The following is a 23755-nucleotide window of genomic DNA, read 5'->3' on the forward strand; positions in this document are numbered from 1 at the left end:
TCTCTCGTTTCCCCTTCGCCGATCACTCGAGATCATTCCAGCAGAACCCGGGCAACCCGGAGCGTCACCGACGCCGGCGTGCCGGCCGCGTTGCTGAGTATGGTGCTTGGCCTTGCCAATGTCGGTCAGGCATGGCGCTTCGGGAGTCGCCTTTGGCAGATTCCGCCCTCCGTCGGCACGGTCGTACTGGCTTGCACCGTGCTGTTATGGGTCGCACTCGTGCTCGCGTATCTGGCGCACGCCACCCGATTCCCCTCGAGGGCGGCACAGGAGTGCCGTCACCCCATTGCAGGAGGCACGCCCGCACTGCTGGGAATTTCGACCTTTTTGGTGGCGCAAGCAGTTCTCCCGCTTTCGCGCACCTTCGCCATTGTCTTGACGGTTGGCGGACTGGTCATGCACCTCGCATTCTCAATCTGGCACACGGGTGCGCTATGGCAAGGCGGACGCCAGACTACGGACACTGCGCCCACCGTATATCTCCCCACGGTTGCGGGGAATTTCACCGGGGCCGCGGCGCTGGCCGCGCTCGGTTGCGAGCAATGGGCGTGGTTGCTCTTTGGTGCGGGTGTGTTTTCTTGGCTCGCTCTGGAGCCACTCGTGATCAAGCGGCTATGGCATAGCGAGCCTGTCCCGGTTGCGCAACGACCGATGATCGGTATCCAGTTTGCGCCGCCCGCGGTCTGTGCATCGGCGTTGATGGTGATTCAGCCCCACTGCGTTGCACCGTGGCCCGTGATGTTGCTGGGCTACGCACTGTTCCAGATGGCGGTGGCGTTGCGTCTTCGCCGCTGGCTCGGAAAACAAGCCTTTGCGCTTTCGTGGTGGGCTTACGCTTTCGGTACGACCTCGGCCACGCTCGTCAGCATCAAGCTCGCGATCAATGGGGAGCCGGTGTCGAAGACCCTGGCATTTCCCTTGTTTGTCGGCGCGAACGTACTCATCGGATATCTCTGCGTACGGAGCGCGACAAACGCAGTGTTGTCGGCGTTCGCTCGCCGCTGAAAAAGCAGCGGGATCGGTGGCATCGGCCAGTTAGCCGGGCTTTCCGTCGGCACGTGGGCGGCAGAGCGCGCGCGCATAGCCGAAGACATAGATCGCGAACGCCAGGATCCAGCACGCTCCCGCTATGTCGATCCACGCAAGGTAGAGACTCGGCACAAGAATCGGCCCAAAAACTCGGGCGACCGCACCCATCATCACCAATTGGTACGAGCCCATGTCCTTGCGGCTCGCAATCAGGGGGAGGCCGGTGTGCCCGCGCGCTGTGCGCGTGATCATGGCAATGATTGCGCCGCCGATGGCTCCAAACGTGAACGCATGGATGGCGAGAGTATGGCTGACGATGCCCAGCTGACAGAGCGCCAGAAGCAGATAGGCAATGGGAATCCACGCATAGGCCTGATGCAGCACACCCAGAATTGGCGGTCGTTGCGCGCGCCAGGACCGCCAGCCGATCATCCGTACGAGATGCACCAGGAACGCGGCGAGCGCCAAGGCAAACACCAGCAGAGGGTGAAGGTGCAGCGCATCGGAGAACGAAGCAAGAAGGGTAAAGACGGGTACCGCGAATTCGACGGGACGCCACCGGCGTGCCACAAACCCGGGAATGGCATTGGCCGTGAACATCGGGATCACTCGGCCTCCGATCACCGAGACGAACAGCGTCACGATGCCGATCGCCGCGTAGATACAGCGTAGTGCGTGATCAACGCTGCTCTCCCAGATGTAGAAGTGGAACAACGCATTGAGAGAACCAAAGGCGAGCAACAGGAACGCGAGGAATTCGTTTCGCTTGTTGCCGGCCTTGCGCAATGTGTGAAGCACCGCGAACGCGGCGCAGGGTAGAAAGGCCAGGTCTGCGATCACCGCCGGCACAACAGGGCCGGTCCACACAAGAACTCGAGCAACGACCCAGAGCGCAACGAGTGCGGCCAGCTTACCGCCCTTTATCGTCTGGAGTCCGGTCCATGCGCGTACGGCAGTCAAAAGGAATCCGACGACGACGGCTGCGGCAAAGCCGAAGATCATCTCGTGCGCATGCCATGCGACAGGTGCGATCGCCGGAAGATAGTCTCCCGGGCTCAGCGCGCCTCGAAGCACTGCGAGCCAGAGAGCGATTGCCACGACGCCGAACGCGGCACCGGCCAGATACAGGGGTCGAAAGCCCAAATCGAACAAGGCGAATGAACGGCGAGGGCCATACGGCCCGGGAAGATCAACGTATGTCTGACGCGGGGCGTGGGTCTTCATAAATGTCATTGTCCATTGCAAGATCGGCCGCATTGGCGTAATAAGATGTATTGCGTATACAGCTTAAATTCGCGCGGGTGACTTGGCAAGTACGACGTGAAGAAGCGGGATTGAACTTTCGCCAGGAGGAGCGGCCGTCGTCGAGCGGACTTCTGCACGGACTTCTGCGCGGACTTCTGCACGGACGTTGATACGGCGGGGGGCGACGCAATGATCGGCCATTCATGGGGTTGTGGCTAAGCCCCGTTGAAAGTCAGGTGCTACGATCCCGTTTTCTTCGCGGTCGCGCCCGGCATAGTGGCAAACGTGCGCGTTGCCATACGAACGCGCTTTCGACACATAGCGGCGCTTTTGGGGCGTCGGAGAGCAACGGATGAAACTGACTGACTATACGGACTACAGTTTGCGCACGCTGATGTTCGCTGCGTTGGCCGAGGAACGTCTCGTGACAATTCAAGAGATTTCGTCCGCGTTCGGGATCCCGCGCAACCACTTGGTCAAGATTGTTCATTCGTTGGGTAAGGCGGGATACCTGACGACCATCCGGGGCCGGATGGGGGGTATTCGCCTGAGCCGGCCCGCGTCCAGGATCAATGTCGGTGACGTCGTGCGTACGATGGAGCCTGACTTCCATATGGTCGAGTGCTTCGATACGGAGCACAACGAATGCGTGATAACGGCTGCGTGTGGCTTGCGCGCTGCGCTGAGTGCGGCGCTCAAGTCGTACCTGGACACGTTGAGTCGTTTGACGATCGCCGATCTCGTCGTGAAGCGACAATCGTTGAATCACCTACTGGGTGTGAGCGCGGCAGTACGATTTGTGCCGCCTGATCACGCCCGATAGGTAGATCGATGAATCAGGCGTTCTCCGCCGCCGGCGCCAGTCCGGACTCGGCAAGCTCGGCGAGCGACGGCAACGTAGTGTTGAAGGCGGGCATCTGCATGGCCCTGTCGCTCAACGCGGCCAGATTCGGAAAACGCTCCGCGTTGGCGCTGGCGGGAATCACGAGCGAGGCACCCTGATACGCGATCACGGCCATCACGTCGCCCTGTGTGATCCGTGAGCCGAGCAACCACGGAGAAGGCCGTTCCTTGTTCAACACGTCGAGTCCGGCCACGAGCTGACGTTCATATTCGGCTTGAAGCGGCGCAAGCTGATGTTCCTTCGGGCGCAACATCGATTCGTCGCAGTATCGCGCCAGCTTGTCGTAGCACGCGGTGGCGTATCCAACCCATTGCATCACGCGCCGACGGTCATGGCCGCCTGCGGGAATCAGGCGTTGCTCGGGTTCGACGAGGCTGTCGAGATAGTCGACGATCGAATTGCTGTCGATGAGGACTTCGCCGTCATTCAGCTGGAGCGCCGGCACGCGGACCATCGGACTGAACTGCCTCACGAGATCGCGCTGCTTGTAGGCGTGATAGTTCAGATGCTCGTATTTGATATCGAGCAGATTCAAGGTGACGCCAACGCGTCGCGTATAACCGGACAGCCAGGGGCCAATCAGTTTCATGCGAGGTCTCCGATGTTGCGCGTCGCGGCGCACGGGTTCGTGTGGTCAGTCGTGCCGCAGTAGCGTACGGCATCTCGTTTTCGTTCGCATACCGAGGTGGCGACGCACCGATTATTCGGTATAGAAGACAAGACACGTTGGGCCTGCGCATCGACGCGCGTACCGACGGGCCATACAGTTGACCCAGAAGGAACACGGAACAACATCGGCCTTAAGGAGAACGTCATGCCACTGGTTCGCTTTGATGTATTGAAGGGAAAGTCGGAATCGCAAATCGCGTCCATGCTCGATGCGGCGCATCGGGCGATTGTTCGTTCATTTGATGTCCCCGAACGCGATCGCTATCAGATCGTGCAGGAGCACGAAAAGTCGCATGTGCGCCTTGAAGACACGGGTCTTGGCATTCAACGCACGGATGACGTCGTGGTGGTGAACGTCGTGAGCAGGCCGCGCTCCGAAGAAGCAAAAATCAGGTTTTATCAGGACCTTGTCGAAGAGCTTTCGTCGAACTGCGGCATTGCGCCGTCCGACGTGATCGTCTCCTTCACGATCAACTCGGACGCCGACTGGAGTTTCGGTCACGGCCGCGCCCAGTTTCTGACTGGCGATTTGTAACTTCCGGTCGTTCACCTCCAGCCGTTCATCTCCATGCGGGCATTCGCCGGGCGCGAAGCCCGCCTGCGTTCGTAGCTTCCCTACGCCGTCTTCAGTACGCCATCGTATGTCGTTGCCCCCGGGTTCGGTGAGCCGATCCCGGGCACAACTATTACACTCGCGACATCGCGCTAAGGGCGGGCTGGCAGGGCGGCTTGACGGCGCTTGTCACGCAAGTCATCGGCCAGGGACGCAGGAGTCCGAGCAAAACGAACCGTTGCCTCTGCGCTTGCGGTGTGACTTTCACTACGATTCGGGCGAGGGCTGTGATGGATGTGCTCCATGCAATGAAGGTGTTTGCGCGCGTGGTCGAGACCAAAAGCTTTACGCGGACGGCTGAAACGCTCGATATCCCGCGGCCCCGGGTAACGGTGATCGTTCAGGGGCTTGAAGCGCACCTCAAAGTCCGCTTGTTGCAGCGTACGACCCGAAGCCTGAATCTCACACCCGACGGTGCAGCGTATTACGAACAGTGCGTGCGGGTGCTGGCCGACATCGACGAAATCGAAAGTTCGTTCTCGCATCAGGTACGGACCGCGCGTGGCAAGCTGCGCGTAGATATGCCGGGTGCGTTGGGTCGAAACATCGTGGTGCCCGCGCTCAATGATTTCAACCAGAAATTCCCCGAGATCGACCTCATGCTCGGGCTCGGAGACAAGACGGTCGATCTGGTTCAGGAAGGGATCGACTGTGTAATCCGGATTGGCACACTTCAGGATTCGTCGCTGGTTGCGAGGCGCATCGGTATTTACCAGGGCGTGACGATTGCCAGTCCCGAGTATTTGCGGAGGGCGGGCACACCGCAAACCATCGATGATCTGCAGGACCACACCACCATCAACTACTGCTGGGGACGCACCGGCCGCGTGATGCCTTTGACGTTCGATGTCGACGGAAAGATGGTCGAGGTCAAGATGCGTGGAACGATGATGGTCAACGACGCTGAGGCTTACTTCAACAGCGCTCTGGCAGGACTCGGCATTGTTCAGGGCTCAAAATTCCTGGCCATTCCTCACCTCGAGTCGGGCGCCCTGGTCGAGATTCTCTCGCAGTGGAAACCGCTGCCGATGCCGATATCCATCGTGTATCCGCATAATCGCCACCTGTCATCGACCGTGCGCGCGTTCGTTGACTGGATCGCGGACTTGTTTCAGACCAGTCCGCTTCTTTCGACGAATGGCGAGGCCGACGCGCGATGCCTGCCAGTCAGCGTCGGAGAGTTTGGCAGTGGCGACGGCGAGATTGCCGATGGCGAGGCTGACGTCGTGACCTCGTAGTCGCAACGACAACGGGGTCGTCCAAGTGTGATCGGGCTCGCGTCGTAAGGGCGCCAACCGGAACGATGTGCAGGACAACGTGCGGGAGGCGTGATCGTTTGCGACGACGACTTGGCCATGTTGGTGTCGACGATGCAATGTTGTGTGACACGTCGCGATGCGTCGCGAAACGCAATGCGGCCACGATGTTCAGCACATCGTGGCCGCGTTTCGCATGAGTGCGGCGTACCTCGCCGCATCTTGCCTCGTCGCCCCGCTACTTACTCAACCGTTTCCTCGACTTGAGCGCTCGAGTCCGAGTAGAACGGGTAGTCCGTGTAGCCGACTTCCGTGCCGCCGAAGAACGTCGGGCGGTCATAGGCGTTCAGCGGCAGGTCACGGCGCAGACGCTCCGGCAGGTCCGGATTGGCGATAAAGTCGCGGCCGAAGGCCACCAGGTCGGCAGTTCCGGCAGCGATGATCGCCTGAGCCGTATCGCGCTTGAAGCCGCCTGCTGCAATCAGCGTACCGTGGAAGAACTTGCGAATCGTCTGTGCGGCGACCGGGCTCTGATCCTTCGTTTCATCATCGACGTTGCCGACGACGCGCGGTTCGATGACGTGCACGTAGGCGATATCCAGCTTGTTCAACTCGGCGGCCACATACGTGAACAGTGCTTCCGGGTTGCTGTCGTGCATGTCGCCGAACTCGCCGCTCGGTCCGATGCGGACCGCGACCTTGCGATTGCCCCAGACAGAAATCACGGCCTTCGTTGCTTCGAGCAGGAAGCGCGCGCGGTTCTCGATCGATCCACCGTAGCTATCCGTGCGTTTGTTGCTGCCGTCCTGAAGGAACTGATCGAAGATGTAGCCGTTGGCTGCATGCAGTTCGACGCCGTCGAAACCGGCTGCGATGCCGCGTTGAGCTGCGGTACGGAAGCTCTCGACGAGACCCTGGATTTCTTCAACGGTGATCTCGCGATTCGGCGTGTTCGGCACCCATCCTGCCTCGGTATAGGCCACACCGCCGTGCGGAATTTCCGACGGGCCGACCGGGCGGTCACCGCCGGGCTGAAGCTGTGCATTGGACTGACGGCCTGCGTGATAGAGCTGCAGGAAGATTGTGCCGCCCTTGGCGTGCACGGCGTCCGTCACTTGCTTCCAGCCGGCGATCTGGCTGTCTTCATACAGTCCGGGGGCGCCAAGATAGCCGTTGCCGTTTTCGGCGGCGATGGTCGCTTCACCGATCAGGAAGCCGCCTTCCGACGTGCGTTGCGAATAGTACTCGGCCATCAGCGGGCCCGGACGTGCGCCAGCTTCGGCGCGCATACGGGTCAGCGGCGCGAGAACGACGCGGTGTGCGAACTCGAAGGGACCGACTTTAACGGGCGAGAAGAGTGTGCTCATGATGATCCTCGAAAAGAGAGTGGTGCTGTCTGGTGTCCGCGCCGGCTGCATCTGCTGCGTTGTTGCCGGGAAGGTGCTGCACGGCGTCACGGGTTGGATCGAATTATGTGAATCACCACGAGGTGGATAAAGCGTCGCCGCGCTCCAGGACTTGTTGGTTTGGGAGAACAATCGACGGGTTGGGTGCTGCGGACATGCCTCTTGCTGCTGTTTGAAGAGGAACGAAAAACGGCGTGGCGTCCGCCTGGCAAGGCTTTCTGGGAGATTTCCCGATTCGATGCGCGCCCCGTCCGGCGATTAGTCACAAATCGCTACTAGTCAATTTGGCTGACGGGACAGGCGCCTTCCCGCGCCGCGCGAGGCGGTACCGTACGCGTCCCCACGACACCCCTGAATCCGCCCAATGCCTTGCTGCATATGGGTTTGGTCGCTTCGCCCTGCTGACGGATCCACTCGAAATCGTCGTTCCCGCCGCGCATGTCGAACCCGATTGTTTGTTTTAGCTGACTACTCTTGGAGTCGTTCGCGCATTTTTCGATTGCGATCGCATCGCCAGAATCCGCTCCATCGAAACAGGCATTGGAGCGCGCAAGCAGCGCGATCGAAAATGGAACGCACGTCAGATACAGACATCACGGTGCGCGACGTCAGCATCGAAGGGTATGCGCAGAACATTCTGCTGCGGACCTACAGGCTGTCACGGGCGCGCACTTCGCTGCCCATCGTTGTGTACTTCCACGGGGGGAGCTTCACACAAGGTTCCGTTGAAGACGCCGATGCCACGGCACGCGCACTGGCGCTGCATACGCCGGCGTGGGTCGTCTCGGTCGACTATTCGCTGGCGCCTGCCTTTCCGTTTCCGGCTGCGCCGGAAGATGCATACCTGGCACTCACGTGGGCATTTGCCAATGCACGCGATAACCGCGGCGATGCCAAGCGCATCGCCGTCGCCGGTCACGATGCCGGTGGAAATCTCGCGACGGTCGTCGCGGCCATGGCGCGCGATCGGGGCAACGTCCATCTCGTCGCTCAAATCATGCTGGCGCCGTTGCTCGACCCGAGCATGACGAGGATCCCGACCGATTCGACGCTCCGGTCGCAGGATCAACAGTTCAAAGCGTGCTCGCGCTGTTATCGCGCGTATCTGCCGGGTGCCCTGCATCGCCTGCATCCGTACGCTGCGCCGCTCGAGTCGTCGCGCCTGAGGGGTTTGCCCCCGGCCCTGATCGCCACGGCGCATCCCGACATCCTGCACGTCGAGGCCGAGACCTATGCGGCATCGCTGATCGCTGCGGGTGTGCCGACCGAAGTCACCCGCCACCCCGACACGACGCACGACGACATCGCGACCCATCCGAAAGCCATTGCGGATGTCGTCAATTTTCTTCAGCGACGGCTGAGCAAGGTGCCCTCGCTGCTCGCCATGTGAACAAGCCCAATTCTTCTTGAAACCAGGAGTTTTCCATGTCTTCCACTCGCAAGCGCATTTCAATTGCCATCGCCGCGACGCTGGTCGTAGCGGGAATCGGCACCGGTGTGGCTCATCACGAGATCGTGCACGGCTTTCCGCTGAGTGCCGCGCAAGCCGCTGCCAAGCCGACGCCTAACGCTCCCGAAGTCGACGTCGCAACCGTGATCTCCGCGACGATCACCGACTACCAGGACTATTCGGGCCGCCTCGCGGCAATCGACCACGTCGACATTCGCCCGCTCGTATCGGGCACGATCGTCGCTGTGCACTTCAAGGACGGCGCACTCGTCAAGAAGGGCGACCCGCTGTTCACGATCGACCCGCGCCCCTACCAGGCGGAAGTCGATCGGACCGAAGCTCAGCTCGCATCGGCGCAGGCGCGCAACGGCTATGCGGCGAGCGATGCGGCGCGCGCCGACCGGCTGCTTGCTGACAACGCGATTGCGAAGCGCGACTACGACCAGGCGCAGAACGCGGCACATGAAGCCGCTGCGGGCGTCAAGGCGGCGCAAGCCGCACTTGAAGCAGCACGGATCAATCTCGGGTACACGACCATCACGGCACCGGTCAGCGGACGCGTGTCGCGCGCCGAACTGACCGTCGGCAATATCGTGTCGATCGGTTCGAGCGCACCGCTGCTGACGACGCTGGTCTCGGTGTCGCCGATCTACGCTGAGTTTGATGTCGACGAACAGACCTACCTCAAGTATCTGAGTCACGACAGCGACGCCAGCGTGCCGGTCGACCTGGGTCTGGCCAACGAGTCGGGCTTCTCGCGCAAGGGTGTCGTCGACTCTGTCGACAACCGGCTCGACACGAGCTCCGGCACGATCCGCGTGCGAGCACGTTTCGCCAACGCCGATGCCTCGCTGGTTCCCGGCATGTATGCGCGCGTGAAGGTCGGCGGCGGCACACCCCATCCAGCGCTGATGATCGACGACGCTGCCGTCGGAACCGATCAGGACAAGAAGTATGTGTTCGTCGTCGATAAAGACAATCGCGTCCAGTACCGCGAAGTCGAGCTCGGCACGATGCACGACAGCCTGCGTGTGATCACGCGCGGCCTGCAGCCCGGCGAACGCATTGTCGTCAACGGCCTGCAACGCGTACGGCCCGACGACGTGGTGTCGGTCAACTCCGTGTCGATGGCCGGCGATCCCGACCACAAGACGCCTTCATCGCAGGCCCGGGCTCAGTCGGGCACGCCTGCTGCCAAGCGCGCTTCCTAACCGCGCGCCTCTCGCACAGGTCCATGCCATGAACATCTCAAAGTTTTTTATCGACCGCCCGATTTTCGCCGGTGTGTTGTCGGTGCTGATCGTACTCGGCGGTGTGCTGTCGATTTTCAAGCTGCCGATTTCCGAATATCCGGAAGTGATTCCTCCTTCGGTGATCGTGCGTGCGCAATACCCGGGCGCCAATCCGAAGGTCATCGCTGAAACCGTCGCCTCGCCGCTCGAAGAGCAGATCAACGGCGTCGAAAACATGCTTTACATGCAGTCCCAGGCGAACAGCGACGGCAATCTGACGACGACTGTCACGTTCAAGCTCGGCACGAACCCCGATCTTGCGCAGCAACTCGTCGAGAACCGCGTGAACCAGGCACTGCCCCGCCTCCCCGAAGACGTGCAGCGCCTGGGCGTAACGACCATCAAGTCGTCGCCGACGTTGACGATGGTCGTTCACCTGAACTCGCCGAGCGGCCGCTACAACATGAACTATCTTCGCAACTATGCGTTGATCAATGTTCGTGATCGTCTCGAGCGGATTCCTGGCGTGGGCGAAGTTCAGCTCGTCGGCTCGGGCGACTATGCGATGCGTGTCTGGCTCGATCCGCAGAAGGTCGCTCAGCACGATCTGACCGCGACGGATGTCGTGAACGCGATCAAGGAGCAGAACATCCAGGTGGCCGCGGGTGTGATCGGCGGTTCGCCGAGCCCGGGCACGGCGCTGCAACTCAGCGTGAATGCACAGGGCCGGCTCCAGTCGGAAGACCAGTTCCGCGACATCGTGCTCAAGACAGGCGCCGACGGTGCCGTGACGCACCTCGGCGATGTGGCGCGCGTCGAGCTTGCCGCGTCGGAGTATGGTCTGCGTTCGCTGATCGACAACCACCAGGCGGTCGCGCTCTGGATCTTCCAGCAGCCCGGTGCCAATTCCCTGCAGATCTCCGATGCCGTGCGCAAGGAAATGGCCGATATGAAGCCCGACATGCCGAACGGCGTCGAGTACCGGATCGTCTACGACCCGACGCAGTTCGTCCGCTCAAGTATCCACGCCGTGCTGCACACGCTGCTCGAGGCGATTGCGCTCGTGGTGATCGTGGTAATCGTGTTTCTGCAGACGTGGCGTGCGTCGATCATCCCGTTGCTCGCTGTGCCCGTGTCGATCATTGGGACGTTCTCGCTGCTGCTTGCCTTTGGTTTTTCGGTGAACGCGCTGTCGCTGTTCGGGATGGTGCTTGCGATCGGGATCGTCGTTGACGATGCGATCGTGGTGGTCGAGAACGTGGAGCGCAATATTGCCTCGGGCCTGAGCGCAAGAGAGGCGACGTATCAGGCGATGCGCGAAGTGAGTGGTCCGATTGTCGCGATCGCGCTGACGCTGGTCGCTGTGTTCGTGCCGCTCGCGTTCATGTCGGGTCTGACGGGCCAGTTCTACAAGCAGTTCGCGATGACCATTGCGATCTCCACGGTGATCTCGGCCTTCAACTCGCTGACCTTGTCTCCTGCGCTGTCGGCCCTGCTGCTCAAGGGCCACGATGAGCCGAAAGACTGGCTCACGCGCGGGATGGATGCTGTCTTTGGTCGCTTCTTCGCAGCGTTCAACTCGGTGTTCCATCGGGGTTCCGAACGCTATGGCAGCGGTGTGAAGAAGGCGGTCAGCCACAAGGCCGTGATGATGGTGCTGTTCGCCTTCCTCGCTGCCGGCGCGGTGTTCATGGGCAAGGTGGTGCCGGGCGGATTCGTGCCGTTGCAGGATAAGGAGTATCTGATCACGTTTGCACAGCTGCCGAACGGCGCGTCGCTCGACCGTACGGAGCAGGTGCTGCGTCAGATGGCCGACATCGCCGACAAGGAACCCGGTGTCGAGGCGGCCGTGCAGTTCCCCGGTCTCTCGGTGAACGGGTTCACGAACTCGTCGAGTGCCGGCATCGTCTTCATCACGTTCAAGAGCTTCGAAGAACGCAAGCGCCAGGGTCTGACGGCACAAGTCATTGCGGCCAATATCGCCAAGAAGTACTCGACGATCAAGGGCTCGTACATCGGGGTGTTTCCGCCGCCTCCGGTGCTGGGTCTGGGCACGCTCGGCGGCTTCAAGATGCAGCTCGAGGATCGCGGGGCATTGGGATACGAGGCACTGAACGACGCGACGCAGGCGTTTATCAAGAAGGCGGCTCAGACGCCTGAGCTGGGACCCACGTTTTCGAGCTACCAGATCAACGTGCCGCAGATCAATGTCGATCTCGACCGCGTCAAGGCGAAGCAGCTGGGCGTGCCCGTGGACGAAGTGTTCAACACGATGCAGGTCTACCTGGGTTCGCTGTACGTGAACGACTTCAACAAGTTCGGCCGCGTATTCCAGGTTCGTGTTCAGGCCGATGCACCGTTCCGCTCGCATCCTGAAGACATCGGCCTGCTCAAAACACGCAGCGCGAATGGCGACATGGTGCCGCTGTCCTCGCTCGTGAAGGTCACGCCTTCATATGGTCCGGAAATGGTGGTTCGCTACAACGGCTACACGGCCGCCGATATCAACAGCGGCCCGGCGCCCGGCTACTCGACGGATGAAGCGCAGGCGGCTGCCGAGCGCGTTGCGGCTGAAGTCCTGCCGCGTGGCATCAAGTTCGAATGGACTGACCTGACGTATCAGCAAAAGCTCGCCGGACACGCCGCAGTCTGGGTGTTCCCGATCAGCGTGCTGCTCGTGTTCCTGTAGCTTGCAGCGCAGTACGAAAGCCTGACCTTGCCGCTTGCCGTGATCCTGATCGTGCCGATGAGCATTCTGTCCGCACTGCTCGGTGTCTGGCTCACAGGCGGTGACAACAACATCTTCACGCAGATCGGGTTGATGGTGCTGGTGGGCCTGTCGGCAAAGAACGCGATCCTGATCGTCGAATTTGCGCGTGAACTGGAAATGCAAGGGCGCTCGATCGTGCAGGCAGCAATTGAAGCGAGCCGTATGCGGTTGCGCCCGATTCTGATGACGTCCATCGCTTTCATCATGGGTGTCGTACCGCTGGTGCTGTCGTCCGGCGCGGGTTCCGAAATGCGTCATGCGATGGGTGTCGCCGTGTTCTTCGGCATGCTCGGCGTGACCTTCTTCGGCCTGATGCTGATCCCGGTGTTCTATGTGCTGCTGCGCAAGCTGTCGGGTGCCGAACATATTGTCGACACGCACGGCACGCATCCGCAGATGCGCGGTGTCAATGCTTCGCTTGAAGCGTGAGGGTACGCAAATGAATACGAATACGCTGAAACTCGGAAAGTGGTTGGGCTTTTCGTCCCTGCTGGCCTCGCTGCTGATCGTCGCAGGATGCTCGCTGGCTCCGACGTACGTAAAGCCCGATGTCGATGCGCCTGCGGCTTATAAGGAAGCTACGGCTGCGACGGCGGCATCGTCGACGAATGCAGAAACGAATGCTGTATCAAGCGCCGCCGACGCAGGAACGTGGAAGACGGCACAGCCGTCGGATCAGATCCCCCGCGGTGAATGGTGGACGGTGTTCGACGACGCGACGCTCAACGACCTCGAGCGGCAGGCTTCGCAGGCCAACCAGAACCTCAAGGCAGCCGCGGCACGCGTGAAGGAAGCACGCGCCATCAACGAAACCGCGCGCTCGGCCCTGTTCCCGACCGTCGATGCCGGGTTCGGTCCGACGCGTGAAAAGGTCTCCGCGGCATCGCAGCTGCAGCCCGATGGCACGAATATTCCGCAGCAGACGATGTGGCGGGCACAGGCCAGCGCATCGTATGAGGTCGATCTGTTCGGACGCGTCTCGGATACCGTCAAGGCATCTCAGGCCGACGCACAGCAAAGCGAGGCGCTGTTCCGCTCGGTGCAGCTCGCCCTGCAGGCCGATGTCGCACAGAACTACTTCAATCTGCGTGAGTACGACGCGCAGATCGATGTCTACAAGCGCGGCGTCGATCTGCGCCAGGAGGCCGTGAAGATCGTGCAGCACAAGTTCGACGAGGGTGACACGAGCGAACTCGATCTGGCGCGTGCCAAGGCAGAGCTTGCGACGGCACAGTCGGACCAGATGGGCGTCGAACGTCTGCGTGCGGCGTCGGAGCATTCGCTCGCGGTTCTGCTCGGCAAGGCCCCTGCGCAGTTCTCACTCGCCGCCAATCCGATCAAGCCAGTCGGCGTCGATATCCCGCCGGGCTTGCCCTCGGCGTTGCTTGAGCGGCGCCCGGACATTGCTGCGGCGGAGCGCGCGATGGCTGCCGCGAATTCGCGGATTGGTGTGGCGAAGGCCGCGTATTTTCCGTCGCTGTCGCTGACGGGCACCGGCGGTTTCGAATCGGCCACGTTGGGCGATCTGTTCAAGTGGTCGAGCCGCGCTTTCCTGATGGGTCCGCTCGCGGGTACGGCGTTGACAGTGCCGATCTTCGATGGTGGCCGCCGCAAGGGCAATCTTGCCGATGCGCGGGCCGTCTATGAAGAAGACGCCGCGAAATACCGCGAGCAGGTGCTCGTGGCCTTCCAGGAAGTCGAAGACGGTCTGTCGGATCTCCGGATTCTCAAGGACCAGACGCGTGTGCAGGACGAAGCGGTGGTCGCTTCGGCACGCGCCGCGCAGATCTCGCGGACGCAGTACACCGAGGGTGCGGTCAATTATCTGGACGTGATCGATGCCGAGCGCACCGTGCTTCAGTCGCAACTCGCTGCAGCCCAGTTGACGGGGACGCAGGCTGTATCGACGGTTCATCTGATCCGGGCCCTGGGTGGCGGATGGGGCGACACGAGCGATGTGGGCGATGCGGGCGCAACGCGATCGGGTGCACCGGCGGTCGCGAGCAACTGATCGCCGATCCGGTCGACATCGGCGGCGATCCGTACGAAGCGCCGTACGAAACACCGACCGATGCGGCGGATTGATATTCGATTCACTACAAGTGATGTTGCCTTGGTGGATTTTTGTTTGAGCGAAATCGCCGTATTTTCGAGTCATGGCCGACGACGATTCGTCGATGTATCGAATTCAATGAGGTGTGATCAAAATGAGCAATCTGTTTTCTCCGATCAAGCTGGGTGAATTGCAGGTGCCGAACCGTGTGGTGGTGGCGCCGATGTGTCAGTACGTCGCTGAGGACGGTAAGGCCACGTCCTGGCATCTGATTCATCTGGGCGGTCTGGCGTCATCGGGTGCAGGCCTGCTGGTGATCGAGGCCACCGCCGTCGAGGCCGTCGGCCGCATTACCCCCGGCGATCTCGGGCTGTGGGATGACGTCACGGAAGCCGCACTCAAGCCCGTCGTCGATGCAGTGCGCGCGCATTCGAACGTCCGCCTGGGTATTCAGCTTGGACACGCAGGGCGCAAGGCATCGAGCGAAGTGCCCTGGAAGGGCGGCCACCAGATCGCGCTCGCTGACGGTGGCTGGGTGACGGATGCACCGTCGGCCGTGCCGCAGAAGGACGGTGAAGAAGTACCGCATGCACTGGATCGCGCGGGCTTGATCCGTATCCGCGATGCGTTCGTTTCCGCTGCGCGCCGTGCTGATCGGCTTGGCATCGATGCCATCGAACTGCATGGCGCCCACGGCTATTTGCTCCACCAGTTCCTGTCGCCGATTTCGAATCAGCGCACCGACGAATATGGTGGCTCGCTCGAGAATCGCATGCGCTTCCCGCTGGAGGTCTACGACGCCGTGCGCGCAGTGTGGCCGAAGCACAAGCCACTCGGCATCAAGGTATCGGCGACCGATTGGGTGGACGGTGGCTGGGATGTCGCGCAGACCATCGAATTCGCGAAAGCGCTCAAGGCGCGTGGCGTCGACTGGGTCGATGTGTCGTCGGGCGGTATCTCGCCGCTTCAGAAAATCACCGTCGGTCCGGGCTATCAGGTGCCATTCGCGAAGGACATCAAGGAAGCGACGGGCGTGACGATTTTCTCGGTCGGTCTGATCACGGATGCTCAGCAAGCGGAAGACATCGTCTCGAGCGGGCAGGCGGACGCGGTGGCCATCGCGCGGGGCATGCTGTACGACCCGCGTTGGGGCTGGCACGCTGCAGCGAAGCTGGGCGCCAGGGTCGAAGCGGCTCCGCAGTACTGGCGTGCGCCTCCGCACGGTCACGCGGACCTGTTCGGTTCCATCGTGCACGGTGCGCGATGAGCCGCCGGGCCACGACTGTCTGACGAGGAACCGGCAATGGATCGCTTTCACGCCATGAAGGTCTTCACACGCGTGGTGGAGACCGGAAGCTTCTCGCGCGCGGCGAGTGTGCTCGATATGCCCCGGCCCTCGGTCAGCGTCGTGATCCAGCAGCTCGAGGCGCTGTTGAAGGTGCGTTTGCTTCAACGCACCACGCGGCGCCTGAATCTGACCGCGGATGGCGCGGCCTACTACGAGAGCTGTGTGCGCATCCTCGCCGACGTCGAGGCCACGGAGAGTGCGCTGACCGATGCGCTTCGCGGACCCCGCGGGAAGCTTCGTGTCGATGTGCCCAGCGGTCTCGGGCGATCGATTCTGTTGCCGAAGCTTTTTGAGTTTCACGAGCGGTATCCCGACATCGAACTGATGATCGGGTTCAGCGACCGGCCGGTCGATCTTATTCAGGAGGGCGTTGACTGCGTGATCCGCGTCGGCGAGTTGCAGGACTCGTCGCTGGTCGCGCGTCGCGTGGGGCTCTACGAGAGCGTGACGGTCGCGAGTCCCGACTACATCGCGCGTCACGGCATGCCGCGATCGATCGAAGAGCTTCAGTCGCACACGGCGATTCACTATTTCTGGACCAAGTCGGGGCGAACGATGGATCTGTCGTTCGATGTCGGCGATGAAGTGGTGCAGGTCAAGATGAACGGCAAGGTCGCCGTCAACGATGCCGACGCGTACCTTGCAGGCGCGCTTAAGGGCGCCGGGATCACGCAACCGATGCGCATGCTCGCCGAGCCGTATCTTCAGTCCGGCGAACTGGTTGAACTCTTGCCTCAGTGGCGGCCGACTGCGATGCCCATTTCGGCGGTGTATCCGCACAACCGTCATTTGTCGCCGCAGGTTCGCCTGTTTGTGGAGTGGGTTGCCGAGCTGTTTGAGGGTTGGCCGGCGCTGGCTGGGCGAAGGTCGGTGCTGTTTGACCGGGCTCCGGCAAGCCGCGGTTCCCACGCTGTCGCGACGCCGAGGGGAAGGTTGGCGCTCGAGCAGGAAGAGGTGAACGCGGGGGATGTCGTCGATGCGATCGACGCCGTCTAGCAGAATGGCAGCGGGCGCTACCGGTCACCGGGACGCCCACGGTGACCAGGACCCGCACGGTCACCAGGACGCACAGCATTTGACTGAAGAGCCGTCCGCTTGAACGGACGGCACCTGAAGGGACGTCTGCCCGAACGGCCGCCGCATCGGTGAGTGCGGCGGACTGATCGGACAAGCTTTACTTCTTCTGAGTCGAAGCCGCGTAGATTTCGTCGATGGCCGCTCCGAGCGTCGCATCGAACTCGGCGTCGCTCATTTGCTGCTTGAGATCATTGATGAGCGCGCGCGAGAAGCTCGCGATCATGCCGTGATTCTCAGTCAGTTTCTGGCAGGCTTCGGTGCGCGAGTAGCCACCCGACAGTGCCACCACCCGAACGACTCGCGGGTGCTCGATCAAGGGGCGGTAGAAGTCGGGCACTTCGGGGATCGTCAGCTTCAGCATGACTTGCCGACCGGCGGGCAGTGCATCGAGCCGCTTGGCGATCTCGGTGCGCAGCGTAGCTTCGGCGCCTGCCTTGTCCTGCGTCGTGATCAGCACTTCCGGCTCGAGAATCGGCATCAGCCCGCTCGCGTCGATCGTCGCACCGTACTCGAACTGTTGTTCGACGATGGCGGCGATCCCGGTCGGCGAATTGTGCCCGATCACCGATCGCATCTTGGTGCCGAATACGCCAAGGCTTTTCGCGCGTTCGAGCAAGGCTTCGAGGCCCGGAATCGGCTTCATGAGGCGAACGCCGTCTTTCTCGTCGACCAGACCCTTGTCGACCTTCAGGAACGGAACGATTTTCCGGTCTTGCCAGAGGAAGGCGGGCACCGACTTCCCGTTTGCCTGCCCGTCCATCGTGGCTTCGAAGAGGATCGCGCCGATCACTTTGTGCTGGGCGAATGCGTTGGACGTGATGATGCGCACGCGCATTTCATGCATCAGCCGGAACATCTCGGCTTCGTTGCTGTAGGCATCGTCGGGGATGCCGTATTGACGCAGTGCGCCCGGTGTCGATCCCCCGCTCTGATCAAGTGCTGCGATGAATCCCGGGTCTTTGGCCATTCGGGCGAGCATTTCTTCATGGGCCACAGTCGTATCCTCCGTTTGCGTGAAATGACTTGATCTGGCCGCCGGCTGGGACGTGCAGGCCCGCCGGCGCGACATCGATGGCGGTATTTTAGTCCGACATCCGGCGGGGTCGCTCGCCGTCCTTTCGTTCTATGCCGCCATTCGGTTGAATGGGCCTCAGAAGGGCGTCGGTGCGATGCCTTGCCGCGCGCGCGTTCCATGCCCGTTGACGGGTCGAATGTGAGGATGAGTCGGGTCGTTCTTCGTCAAAGCGAATCAGCGATAACAAGCGATCTGTGACAGCGAGTATCACAAATCCCTGCATGCCCAATTAAGGCTGCGACATAGCGCCGCAGGCCGTAATTCAATACAACCACACTGCTATCGTGCGGATCAAGTCAGCCCGGGCACTAATGCGCCGGTGCGCCAGTGACCAATGGGAGGGTCCATGTCCGTTTATCACCGCAATGAGCAGAGCACGTCTGAAGTTCGACCCGTTCCTGTCTCGAGCGAATTCAAGACTCTGTCTCCGGTCTGTCAGGAGATCCTGCGTGGGGTTCGTTTTTCGGAGGAAGAGATCAATCGGATATGGGCTGAGGCTCGCAGGAAGACGGGCATATGAACGCGCGCCAGCAGCCTTCCTACAATCAGGTATTCGAGTTACTGGTAGACGGCCCCACCGATGCTGTGGGGGCCTTTGCCTACGTGCTCTACAAAGAGCAGAAGGTCGAATACGTGAAGCACATCCGCGCGCAAATGAAACGCCCGCCGACACGGCAGGAGTTGGAGTCGTTTCGGGCGCAGAACTCTTTACCCCAGCAGGTCGACGGTCTCAGGGAGAGGGGGGTTCTACTGGCCGACCAGTTTCTTACCGACGGGCTGGCCGCTTGCATCCCTGAAATCGAAGCACGCGTTAACGCCTCCGTTCTATCGGAGCAAATCGAATCCGTCCGAAGTGGCGTGGTGCGAATTGAGGACACGCTAGCCAGGAAGCGCACGTTGAAAGGGTGGATTGCGGACATAGGCGGGAATCTCGTCGTCAATATTTTGACGATCGCGCTGATCGGCGCGGTGATCGCAGGCTACAAGGTCATGAGCAAGGCGACCTCAAGGGCAGAGGAGACTGTAGGACTGTCTTCCTCAATGCCTCATCGCGACTTTGTAGAGCAAGGCGACTTGGTGCGAATGCCATGGGATAGCGAATGAAGCAATCACTGCACATTGTTGATCGAGCACGGAGAGCGCGCTATTCCTGCGTCGGTTCTGCCGCCGTCGAATAGTCACCCCTCCGACACGGTGGTCTATGAGCGCATGAATCCGCTTTGGACGACACTGGGCGAGCGCGCGGGGTGACTTATCCCAAACCGGAATAAGCGATATCCCATTGCGCCCCTTCTCTGGCGATCTGGACATCAATAGAGTTTGAACCAACATAAGGACGCGGATCACGCGTTCCATGTCTCGATCGAACAGCGATCAGAGAGCACGGACCATGGCTTCAGCGACGACACATGCCATGACCCGATTCCCCGATTGACGACGATGGCGGCGTCGCGATTCGCGACCGGCCATTGCTTCACCCACTTACGAGGTTCAAATGTCGCGCATTGTTCAGTTCTCCAAGGCCGGCGGGCCGGAAGTTCTTAGTTTCATCGACACCGCAGTGCGTGCACCCGGTCCCACCGAGGTCCGCGTGCGCGTCAAGGCGATCGGCATCAATCGGGCAGAGTCGATGTGGCGGCTCGATGACTATATTGAACCTGTGAAATTTCCGGCTGGCCTTGGCTACGAAGCGGCGGGTGTGGTCGACGCTGTTGGTTCCGATGTCGAAGGCATTGCCGTCGGCGACGACGTCAATGTGATGCCGTCGTTTTCAATGAACGACTACGGCACCTACGGCGAAATCATCGTCGTGCCCGAGCACGCAATCGTTCCGCATCCGAAATCGCTGTCGTATGCGCAGGCGGCGTCGATCTGGATGATGTTTGTGACCGCTTACGGCGCCCTGATCGAAGACGCCAAAGTCGGGGCAGGTGACTTTGTGGTGATTCCGGCCGCGTCGAGCAGCGTTGGTTTGGCTGCAATCCAGCTTGCGAACTTCGCGGGTGCGACGACCATCGCGCTGACGCGAACCGCGGACAAGCGCCAGACGCTGCTGGGCACCGGCGCAACGCACGTGATCGTGACGGACGAAACGGACTTCGTCGGCGAAATCGAGCGGATAACGGGCGGCCAGGGTGCGCGCGTAGTTTTCGATCCGGTCGGTGGCCCGAACTTCGCCAAACTGATCTCGGTGATGTCGTTCCAGGGCATCGCATTTATTTACGGCGCACTGGCTCAGGGGCCGACCGAGATCCCGGTGCTGAAGATGATCGCCAAGATGCAGACCGTCAAAGCCCACAATATCTGGCTGACCAGCGGCGATCCGGCCCGTCGCAAGGCGGCGGTCGAGTACGTGCTCAAGGGGCTCGAACAGGGCAAGCTCAAGCCGATCATCGACCGGGAGTTTCAATTTGATGACATGGTCGAGGTTCATCGATACCTCGAGCAGAACGGCCAGTTCGGCAAGATCGTCGTCAACGTTTAGCGAACTCCGGAACGCCGGGAGGCGCTCCGGACCGCGCCAATCGGGTCCGTCAGCCCCGTCATTCCACAACTGGCGTTTCGTCATTCTGACCCCATCCCACGCCGTGAGCCGCGCCGGTATTGACCGGGCTGACCCTGATTAAAGTTTCCTGCAAGGTCACCGTTAACTCGAGTACTAAACAACGCGCGCCGAAAAACGAACGGGCCTAGGGAAAATCCCGAAGCCATCGGCGCATCGACTCCGGAAGCGAGAGCCCTGCGATGGCAATGATCATCAACACCAACATTCTTTCGACTATTGCGCAAAACAACCTTGCGCAGTCGCAAGCGGCGCTGACGACCTCCGTCACACGACTTTCGTCGGGCCTGCGCATCAACAGCGCGGCCGACGACGCGGCCGGCATGGCGATCTCGGATCGCATGAGTGCTGAAATCGGCGGCCTGACGGCGGCTCAGCAAAACGCGACGACCGGCATCTCGCTGACGCAAACGGCCGGCTCGGCGCTTGCGCAAATTACGTCGGACCTGCAGCGTATTCGCGAGCTCGCCGTGCAGGCGTCGAACTCGACGTACTCGCCGAGCGACCGCGCGTCGATGAACCAGGAAGTTCAGCAGCGCCTGTCGGAAATCAACCGCATCGCCTCGCAGACGCAGTACAACGGCCAGAACCTGCTTGACGGCACGTTCGGCGAAGCCACGTTCCAAGTCGGCGCGGACGCCGGTCAGACGATCAATGTTGACCTGTCGCAAAGCGTCAAGACCTCGCAAATCGGTCAAACGAGCTCGGTGCCGCTAGAACTGTCTTCCGGCGCAGGCTACAACCTCGCAACCGGCGCCCTGGCCATTCAGCTCGGCACGGGTCAGACCTACGCGATCGGCACGGCTCAGCAAGGCCCGGAAAACGGTCAAACCCCCGACAGCGCGTACGCAGCAGCGGCAGCCATCAACAACGCCGACATCAACGGCCTCAGCGTCCAGGCGACCAACAGCCAGAACGTGACGGTCGCGGCAACGGCTTCGACGACCACGACGTTCAGCGTGAACGGCGTGCAGGTCTACAGCGCAGGCGCGGGCGCCATTTCGGTTGGCGACATGGTCAACTCGATCAACGCGCAATCGTCGCAAACCGGTGTCACGGCTTCGCGTAACGCTGACGGCACCCTCGAACTGACGGCTGCGGATGGCCGCAATATCTCGCTGACGGACTCGGCAGGCTCCGGCGCGCTGACAGACGGCGCGGGCGCGACGATCGGCTCGACCCCGACGACCTTGTACGGCACGCTGACGCTCGCGTCGAGCCAGCAGATCCACCTGTCGGGTACGGCAGTGCAGAACATGTCGGGCGGCTCGAGCGGTCTGACGGCAAACGGCGTGGCAGTCGGCTCGGCCGCTTCGCTGGGCGGTACGGCGACGGCAAGCGTGACGATCAACGGCACGGTCGTGACGACCGGCCCGAACTGGAACGCATCGGACCTCGCTGACGCGATCAACGCCGCACACGTGATGAACGTGCAGGCTTCGGCTGATTCGAGCGGTCACCTGCACCTCGAGTCGTTCAACGGCGCCGGCCTGACGTTCTCGGGTATTACGGATGCGGGCCTGCAAGGCGCGGGCACGTCGATCTACACCGAGACGGACAACATCACGAACCTCTCCGAGGCGAACGTGCTGACGGTGGACGCTGCCCAGAAGACGATCGACTCGGTCGACTCGGCACTCGAACAGGTCGACGCCCTGCAGGGTACGCTGGGCGCTGTTCAGAACCGCTTCTCGTCGACGATCACGGAACTGCAGACGTCGACGCAGAACGCACAAAGCTCGCAATCGTCGATTCAGGATGCGGACTACGCGCTCGAAGCGTCGCATCTGTCGCGCGCACAAGTGCTCCAGCAAGCCGGCACGGCGATGGTGGCTCAGGCCAACCAGATCCCGCAGCAGGTCATGAAGCTGCTGGGTCAGCAGTAAAGCCACAGGCACTCGGTCGAAGAGGCGCCGCACGCGCGGCGCCGTCAGTCCAGGTGGCGCGCGGGCAGGTCCGCGCGTGTGACTCGAAGGCGGTTACACTGCGGTTTCCGGCTGGATTCGAAGCTATATCCGGTACCGCAGTACATTGCGCGCTTGGAGAGCAGCCATGGACCGCTTGTCGGCGATCGAAATCTTTATCCGTGTCGTCGACACGGGTTCCTTCTCTGCCGCAGCACGCCACTTCGATATGGGCCAACCGGCCGTATCGAAAGCCATCGCTCAGCTCGAGGAATGGCTGGGCGTCAAATTGCTCCTGAGGTCCACGCGCGCGCTGACGACGACCGAGGCCGGGCGAGGCTTTTATCAACGGGCCCTGCGCGCCGTCGAAGAGGCCGATGAGGCCGTGCGCGCCGCTCGTGGCACCGCTTCTGACCTCAAGGGCAAACTCCGCGTGTCCGCCGCAGTGTGCTTCGCGCGGCTGCATATCGTGCCGCGTCTGCCCGAATTTCTCGAACGCCATCCCGATCTCGAACTTGATCTCGTGCTCGACGATCGCAACATCGACCTCGTCAACGAAGGGATCGACCTGGCGTTGCGGATGGGCCAACTGGCCGACTCGAACATGACCGCCCGTCGCATTGGCGAGGCGCGTCGCCTCGTGGTCGCTACGCCCGACTATGTCAAACGCCATGGCATGCCGAAGACCCCTGCCGATCTCCTTTCCCATCGGGCCATCATCTATACGCGGGATATTGGCGGTGGTGAAGACTGGACGTTCCGCAAGGACACGGTCGACGTTTCGTTGCGATTGCAGGGGAGTGTGAAGATCTCGGCGACCGAAGGACTCCGGGCCGCGGTGCTGGCCGGTATGGGCCTCGCTGTCGCGTCGGAATGGGCGTTCTCACCTGAGCTCAAATCCGGCGTAGCGGTATCCGTCCTCGACGACTGGGCGCTGCCTCCCGTCCCGCTTGCAGCGGTCTACCCGACAGGACGACTGGCGAGTACAAAGGCTCGTCTGTTCGCCTCGTACGTCGAAGAATGTCTCGCCCCCGAGTTCGGCCTCGAGCGACGCAGCGAGCTGCGGTTGTCAAAGACGGCGTGAGCGGCTGGCGTTGCAAGCCGCTTCTCGACACGCTTCTCGACCGCTCCTGAACCTCCCTGCCTCTCGCCCCACCTGTC

General features: G+C 61.6%; 17 protein-coding genes and 1 pseudogene. 14 read left to right on the forward strand and 4 right to left on the reverse strand.

What is annotated here, in order from left to right; all coding sequences use genetic code 11:
* Positions 1 to 78: 78 nt before the first annotated feature.
* Positions 79 to 1005, forward strand: coding sequence for a dicarboxylate transporter/tellurite-resistance protein TehA (locus tag ACMFWR_RS28545; protein ID WP_413195738.1), 927 nt, complete (start codon positions 79 to 81; stop codon positions 1003 to 1005).
* Between the two features lie 30 nt (positions 1006 to 1035).
* Here ACMFWR_RS28545 and ACMFWR_RS28550 read toward each other — a convergent pair whose 3' ends face one another.
* A complete protein-coding gene (locus tag ACMFWR_RS28550) occupies positions 1036 to 2253 on the reverse strand; it encodes an NnrS family protein (RefSeq protein WP_413195739.1) in 1218 nt (405 codons plus the stop codon).
* A 373-nt stretch (positions 2254 to 2626) separates the two neighbouring features.
* Between ACMFWR_RS28550 and ACMFWR_RS28555 the strand changes: the two genes are divergently transcribed.
* On the forward strand, positions 2627 to 3097 hold the full coding sequence (locus tag ACMFWR_RS28555) for an Rrf2 family transcriptional regulator (RefSeq protein WP_413195740.1): 471 nt from the start codon (positions 2627 to 2629) through the stop codon (positions 3095 to 3097).
* Between the two features lie 13 nt (positions 3098 to 3110).
* Here the strand turns inward: ACMFWR_RS28555 and ACMFWR_RS28560 are convergent, their stop codons facing one another.
* Positions 3111 to 3767: a glutathione S-transferase family protein gene (locus ACMFWR_RS28560; RefSeq protein WP_413195741.1), complete on the reverse strand. Its 657-nt coding sequence runs from the start codon at positions 3765 to 3767 to the stop codon at positions 3111 to 3113.
* 225 nt (positions 3768 to 3992) lie between these two features.
* Between ACMFWR_RS28560 and ACMFWR_RS28565 the strand changes: the two genes are divergently transcribed.
* A complete protein-coding gene (locus ACMFWR_RS28565; RefSeq protein ID WP_413195742.1) occupies positions 3993 to 4382 on the forward strand; it encodes a tautomerase family protein in 390 nt (129 codons plus the stop codon).
* 308 nt (positions 4383 to 4690) lie between these two features.
* On the forward strand, positions 4691 to 5698 hold the full coding sequence (locus ACMFWR_RS28570) for a LysR family transcriptional regulator (RefSeq protein ID WP_413195743.1): 1008 nt from the start codon (positions 4691 to 4693) through the stop codon (positions 5696 to 5698).
* A gap of 260 nt (positions 5699 to 5958) precedes the next feature.
* Here ACMFWR_RS28570 and ACMFWR_RS28575 read toward each other — a convergent pair whose 3' ends face one another.
* Complete coding sequence (locus ACMFWR_RS28575; protein ID WP_413195744.1) at positions 5959 to 7083, reverse strand: alkene reductase; 1125 nt, start codon at positions 7081 to 7083, stop codon at positions 5959 to 5961.
* Positions 7084 to 7690: 607 nt separating this feature from the next.
* Here ACMFWR_RS28575 and ACMFWR_RS28580 point away from each other — a divergent pair.
* The 6 genes and pseudogenes from ACMFWR_RS28580 (at position 7691) to ACMFWR_RS28605 (ending at position 16971) form a co-directional block, all read left to right on the forward strand.
* On the forward strand, positions 7691 to 8512 hold the full coding sequence (locus tag ACMFWR_RS28580; RefSeq protein ID WP_413195745.1) for an alpha/beta hydrolase: 822 nt from the start codon (positions 7691 to 7693) through the stop codon (positions 8510 to 8512).
* Positions 8513 to 8547: 35 nt separating this feature from the next.
* Positions 8548 to 9783 carry an efflux RND transporter periplasmic adaptor subunit gene (locus tag ACMFWR_RS28585; RefSeq protein WP_413195746.1) on the forward strand — a complete coding sequence of 412 codons (1236 nt, stop codon included), beginning with the start codon at positions 8548 to 8550 and terminating at the stop codon, positions 9781 to 9783.
* Between the two features lie 28 nt (positions 9784 to 9811).
* Positions 9812 to 13003 (forward strand): annotated as a pseudogene (locus tag ACMFWR_RS28590) (efflux RND transporter permease subunit).
* A gap of 10 nt (positions 13004 to 13013) precedes the next feature.
* A complete protein-coding gene (locus ACMFWR_RS28595) occupies positions 13014 to 14585 on the forward strand; it encodes an efflux transporter outer membrane subunit (protein ID WP_413195747.1) in 1572 nt (523 codons plus the stop codon).
* Between the two features lie 196 nt (positions 14586 to 14781).
* A complete protein-coding gene (locus ACMFWR_RS28600) occupies positions 14782 to 15894 on the forward strand; it encodes an NADH:flavin oxidoreductase/NADH oxidase (RefSeq protein WP_413195748.1) in 1113 nt (370 codons plus the stop codon).
* 36 nt (positions 15895 to 15930) lie between these two features.
* Positions 15931 to 16971 carry a LysR family transcriptional regulator gene (locus ACMFWR_RS28605; RefSeq protein WP_413195749.1) on the forward strand — a complete coding sequence of 347 codons (1041 nt, stop codon included), beginning with the start codon at positions 15931 to 15933 and terminating at the stop codon, positions 16969 to 16971.
* A gap of 178 nt (positions 16972 to 17149) precedes the next feature.
* On the opposite strand, the gene ACMFWR_RS28610 is transcribed toward ACMFWR_RS28605, so the two are convergent.
* Positions 17150 to 18031, reverse strand: a complete 882-nt coding sequence (locus ACMFWR_RS28610) for a fructose bisphosphate aldolase (protein WP_413197375.1) — start codon at positions 18029 to 18031, stop codon at positions 17150 to 17152.
* A 612-nt stretch (positions 18032 to 18643) separates the two neighbouring features.
* Between ACMFWR_RS28610 and ACMFWR_RS28615 the strand changes: the two genes are divergently transcribed.
* From ACMFWR_RS28615 to ACMFWR_RS28630, 4 genes are all read left to right on the forward strand, one after another.
* A complete protein-coding gene (locus ACMFWR_RS28615; RefSeq protein ID WP_413195750.1) occupies positions 18644 to 19231 on the forward strand; it encodes a hypothetical protein in 588 nt (195 codons plus the stop codon).
* A 391-nt stretch (positions 19232 to 19622) separates the two neighbouring features.
* Entirely contained in the window at positions 19623 to 20612 is a 990-nt protein-coding gene (locus ACMFWR_RS28620) for a zinc-dependent alcohol dehydrogenase family protein (RefSeq protein WP_413195751.1), read from the forward strand.
* A 260-nt stretch (positions 20613 to 20872) separates the two neighbouring features.
* On the forward strand, positions 20873 to 22576 hold the full coding sequence (locus ACMFWR_RS28625) for a flagellin (protein ID WP_413195752.1): 1704 nt from the start codon (positions 20873 to 20875) through the stop codon (positions 22574 to 22576).
* Positions 22577 to 22742: 166 nt separating this feature from the next.
* On the forward strand, positions 22743 to 23678 hold the full coding sequence (locus tag ACMFWR_RS28630) for a LysR family transcriptional regulator (RefSeq protein ID WP_413195753.1): 936 nt from the start codon (positions 22743 to 22745) through the stop codon (positions 23676 to 23678).
* The last annotated feature ends 77 nt before the right edge of the window (positions 23679 to 23755 follow it).

Source organism: Pararobbsia alpina, from assembly GCF_965118125.1.
Classification (GTDB): Bacteria; Pseudomonadota; Gammaproteobacteria; order Burkholderiales; family Burkholderiaceae; genus Pararobbsia; species Pararobbsia alpina_A.

Excerpts from the sequence above, each read along its gene's own strand:
- ACMFWR_RS28595 (WP_413195747.1), top strand. The coding sequence starts at position 13,014 with ATGAATACGAATACGCTGAAACTCGGAAAGTGGTTGGGCTTTTCGTCC.
- ACMFWR_RS28625 (WP_413195752.1), top strand. The coding sequence starts at position 20,873 with ATGGCAATGATCATCAACACCAACATTCTTTCGACTATTGCGCAAAAC.
- ACMFWR_RS28600 (WP_413195748.1), top strand. The coding sequence starts at position 14,782 with ATGAGCAATCTGTTTTCTCCGATCAAGCTGGGTGAATTGCAGGTGCCG.
- ACMFWR_RS28585 (WP_413195746.1), top strand. The coding sequence starts at position 8,548 with ATGTCTTCCACTCGCAAGCGCATTTCAATTGCCATCGCCGCGACGCTG.
- ACMFWR_RS28550 (WP_413195739.1), bottom strand. The coding sequence starts at position 2,253 with ATGAAGACCCACGCCCCGCGTCAGACATACGTTGATCTTCCCGGGCCG.
- ACMFWR_RS28605 (WP_413195749.1), top strand. The coding sequence starts at position 15,931 with ATGGATCGCTTTCACGCCATGAAGGTCTTCACACGCGTGGTGGAGACC.
- ACMFWR_RS28620 (WP_413195751.1), top strand. The coding sequence starts at position 19,623 with ATGTCGCGCATTGTTCAGTTCTCCAAGGCCGGCGGGCCGGAAGTTCTT.
- ACMFWR_RS28560 (WP_413195741.1), bottom strand. The coding sequence starts at position 3,767 with ATGAAACTGATTGGCCCCTGGCTGTCCGGTTATACGCGACGCGTTGGC.
- ACMFWR_RS28565 (WP_413195742.1), top strand. The coding sequence starts at position 3,993 with ATGCCACTGGTTCGCTTTGATGTATTGAAGGGAAAGTCGGAATCGCAA.
- ACMFWR_RS28570 (WP_413195743.1), top strand. The coding sequence starts at position 4,691 with ATGGATGTGCTCCATGCAATGAAGGTGTTTGCGCGCGTGGTCGAGACC.
- ACMFWR_RS28555 (WP_413195740.1), top strand. The coding sequence starts at position 2,627 with ATGAAACTGACTGACTATACGGACTACAGTTTGCGCACGCTGATGTTC.
- ACMFWR_RS28580 (WP_413195745.1), top strand. The coding sequence starts at position 7,691 with ATGGAACGCACGTCAGATACAGACATCACGGTGCGCGACGTCAGCATC.
- ACMFWR_RS28610 (WP_413197375.1), bottom strand. The coding sequence starts at position 18,031 with ATGCTCGCCCGAATGGCCAAAGACCCGGGATTCATCGCAGCACTTGAT.
- ACMFWR_RS28615 (WP_413195750.1), top strand. The coding sequence starts at position 18,644 with ATGAACGCGCGCCAGCAGCCTTCCTACAATCAGGTATTCGAGTTACTG.
- ACMFWR_RS28630 (WP_413195753.1), top strand. The coding sequence starts at position 22,743 with ATGGACCGCTTGTCGGCGATCGAAATCTTTATCCGTGTCGTCGACACG.
- ACMFWR_RS28575 (WP_413195744.1), bottom strand. The coding sequence starts at position 7,083 with ATGAGCACACTCTTCTCGCCCGTTAAAGTCGGTCCCTTCGAGTTCGCA.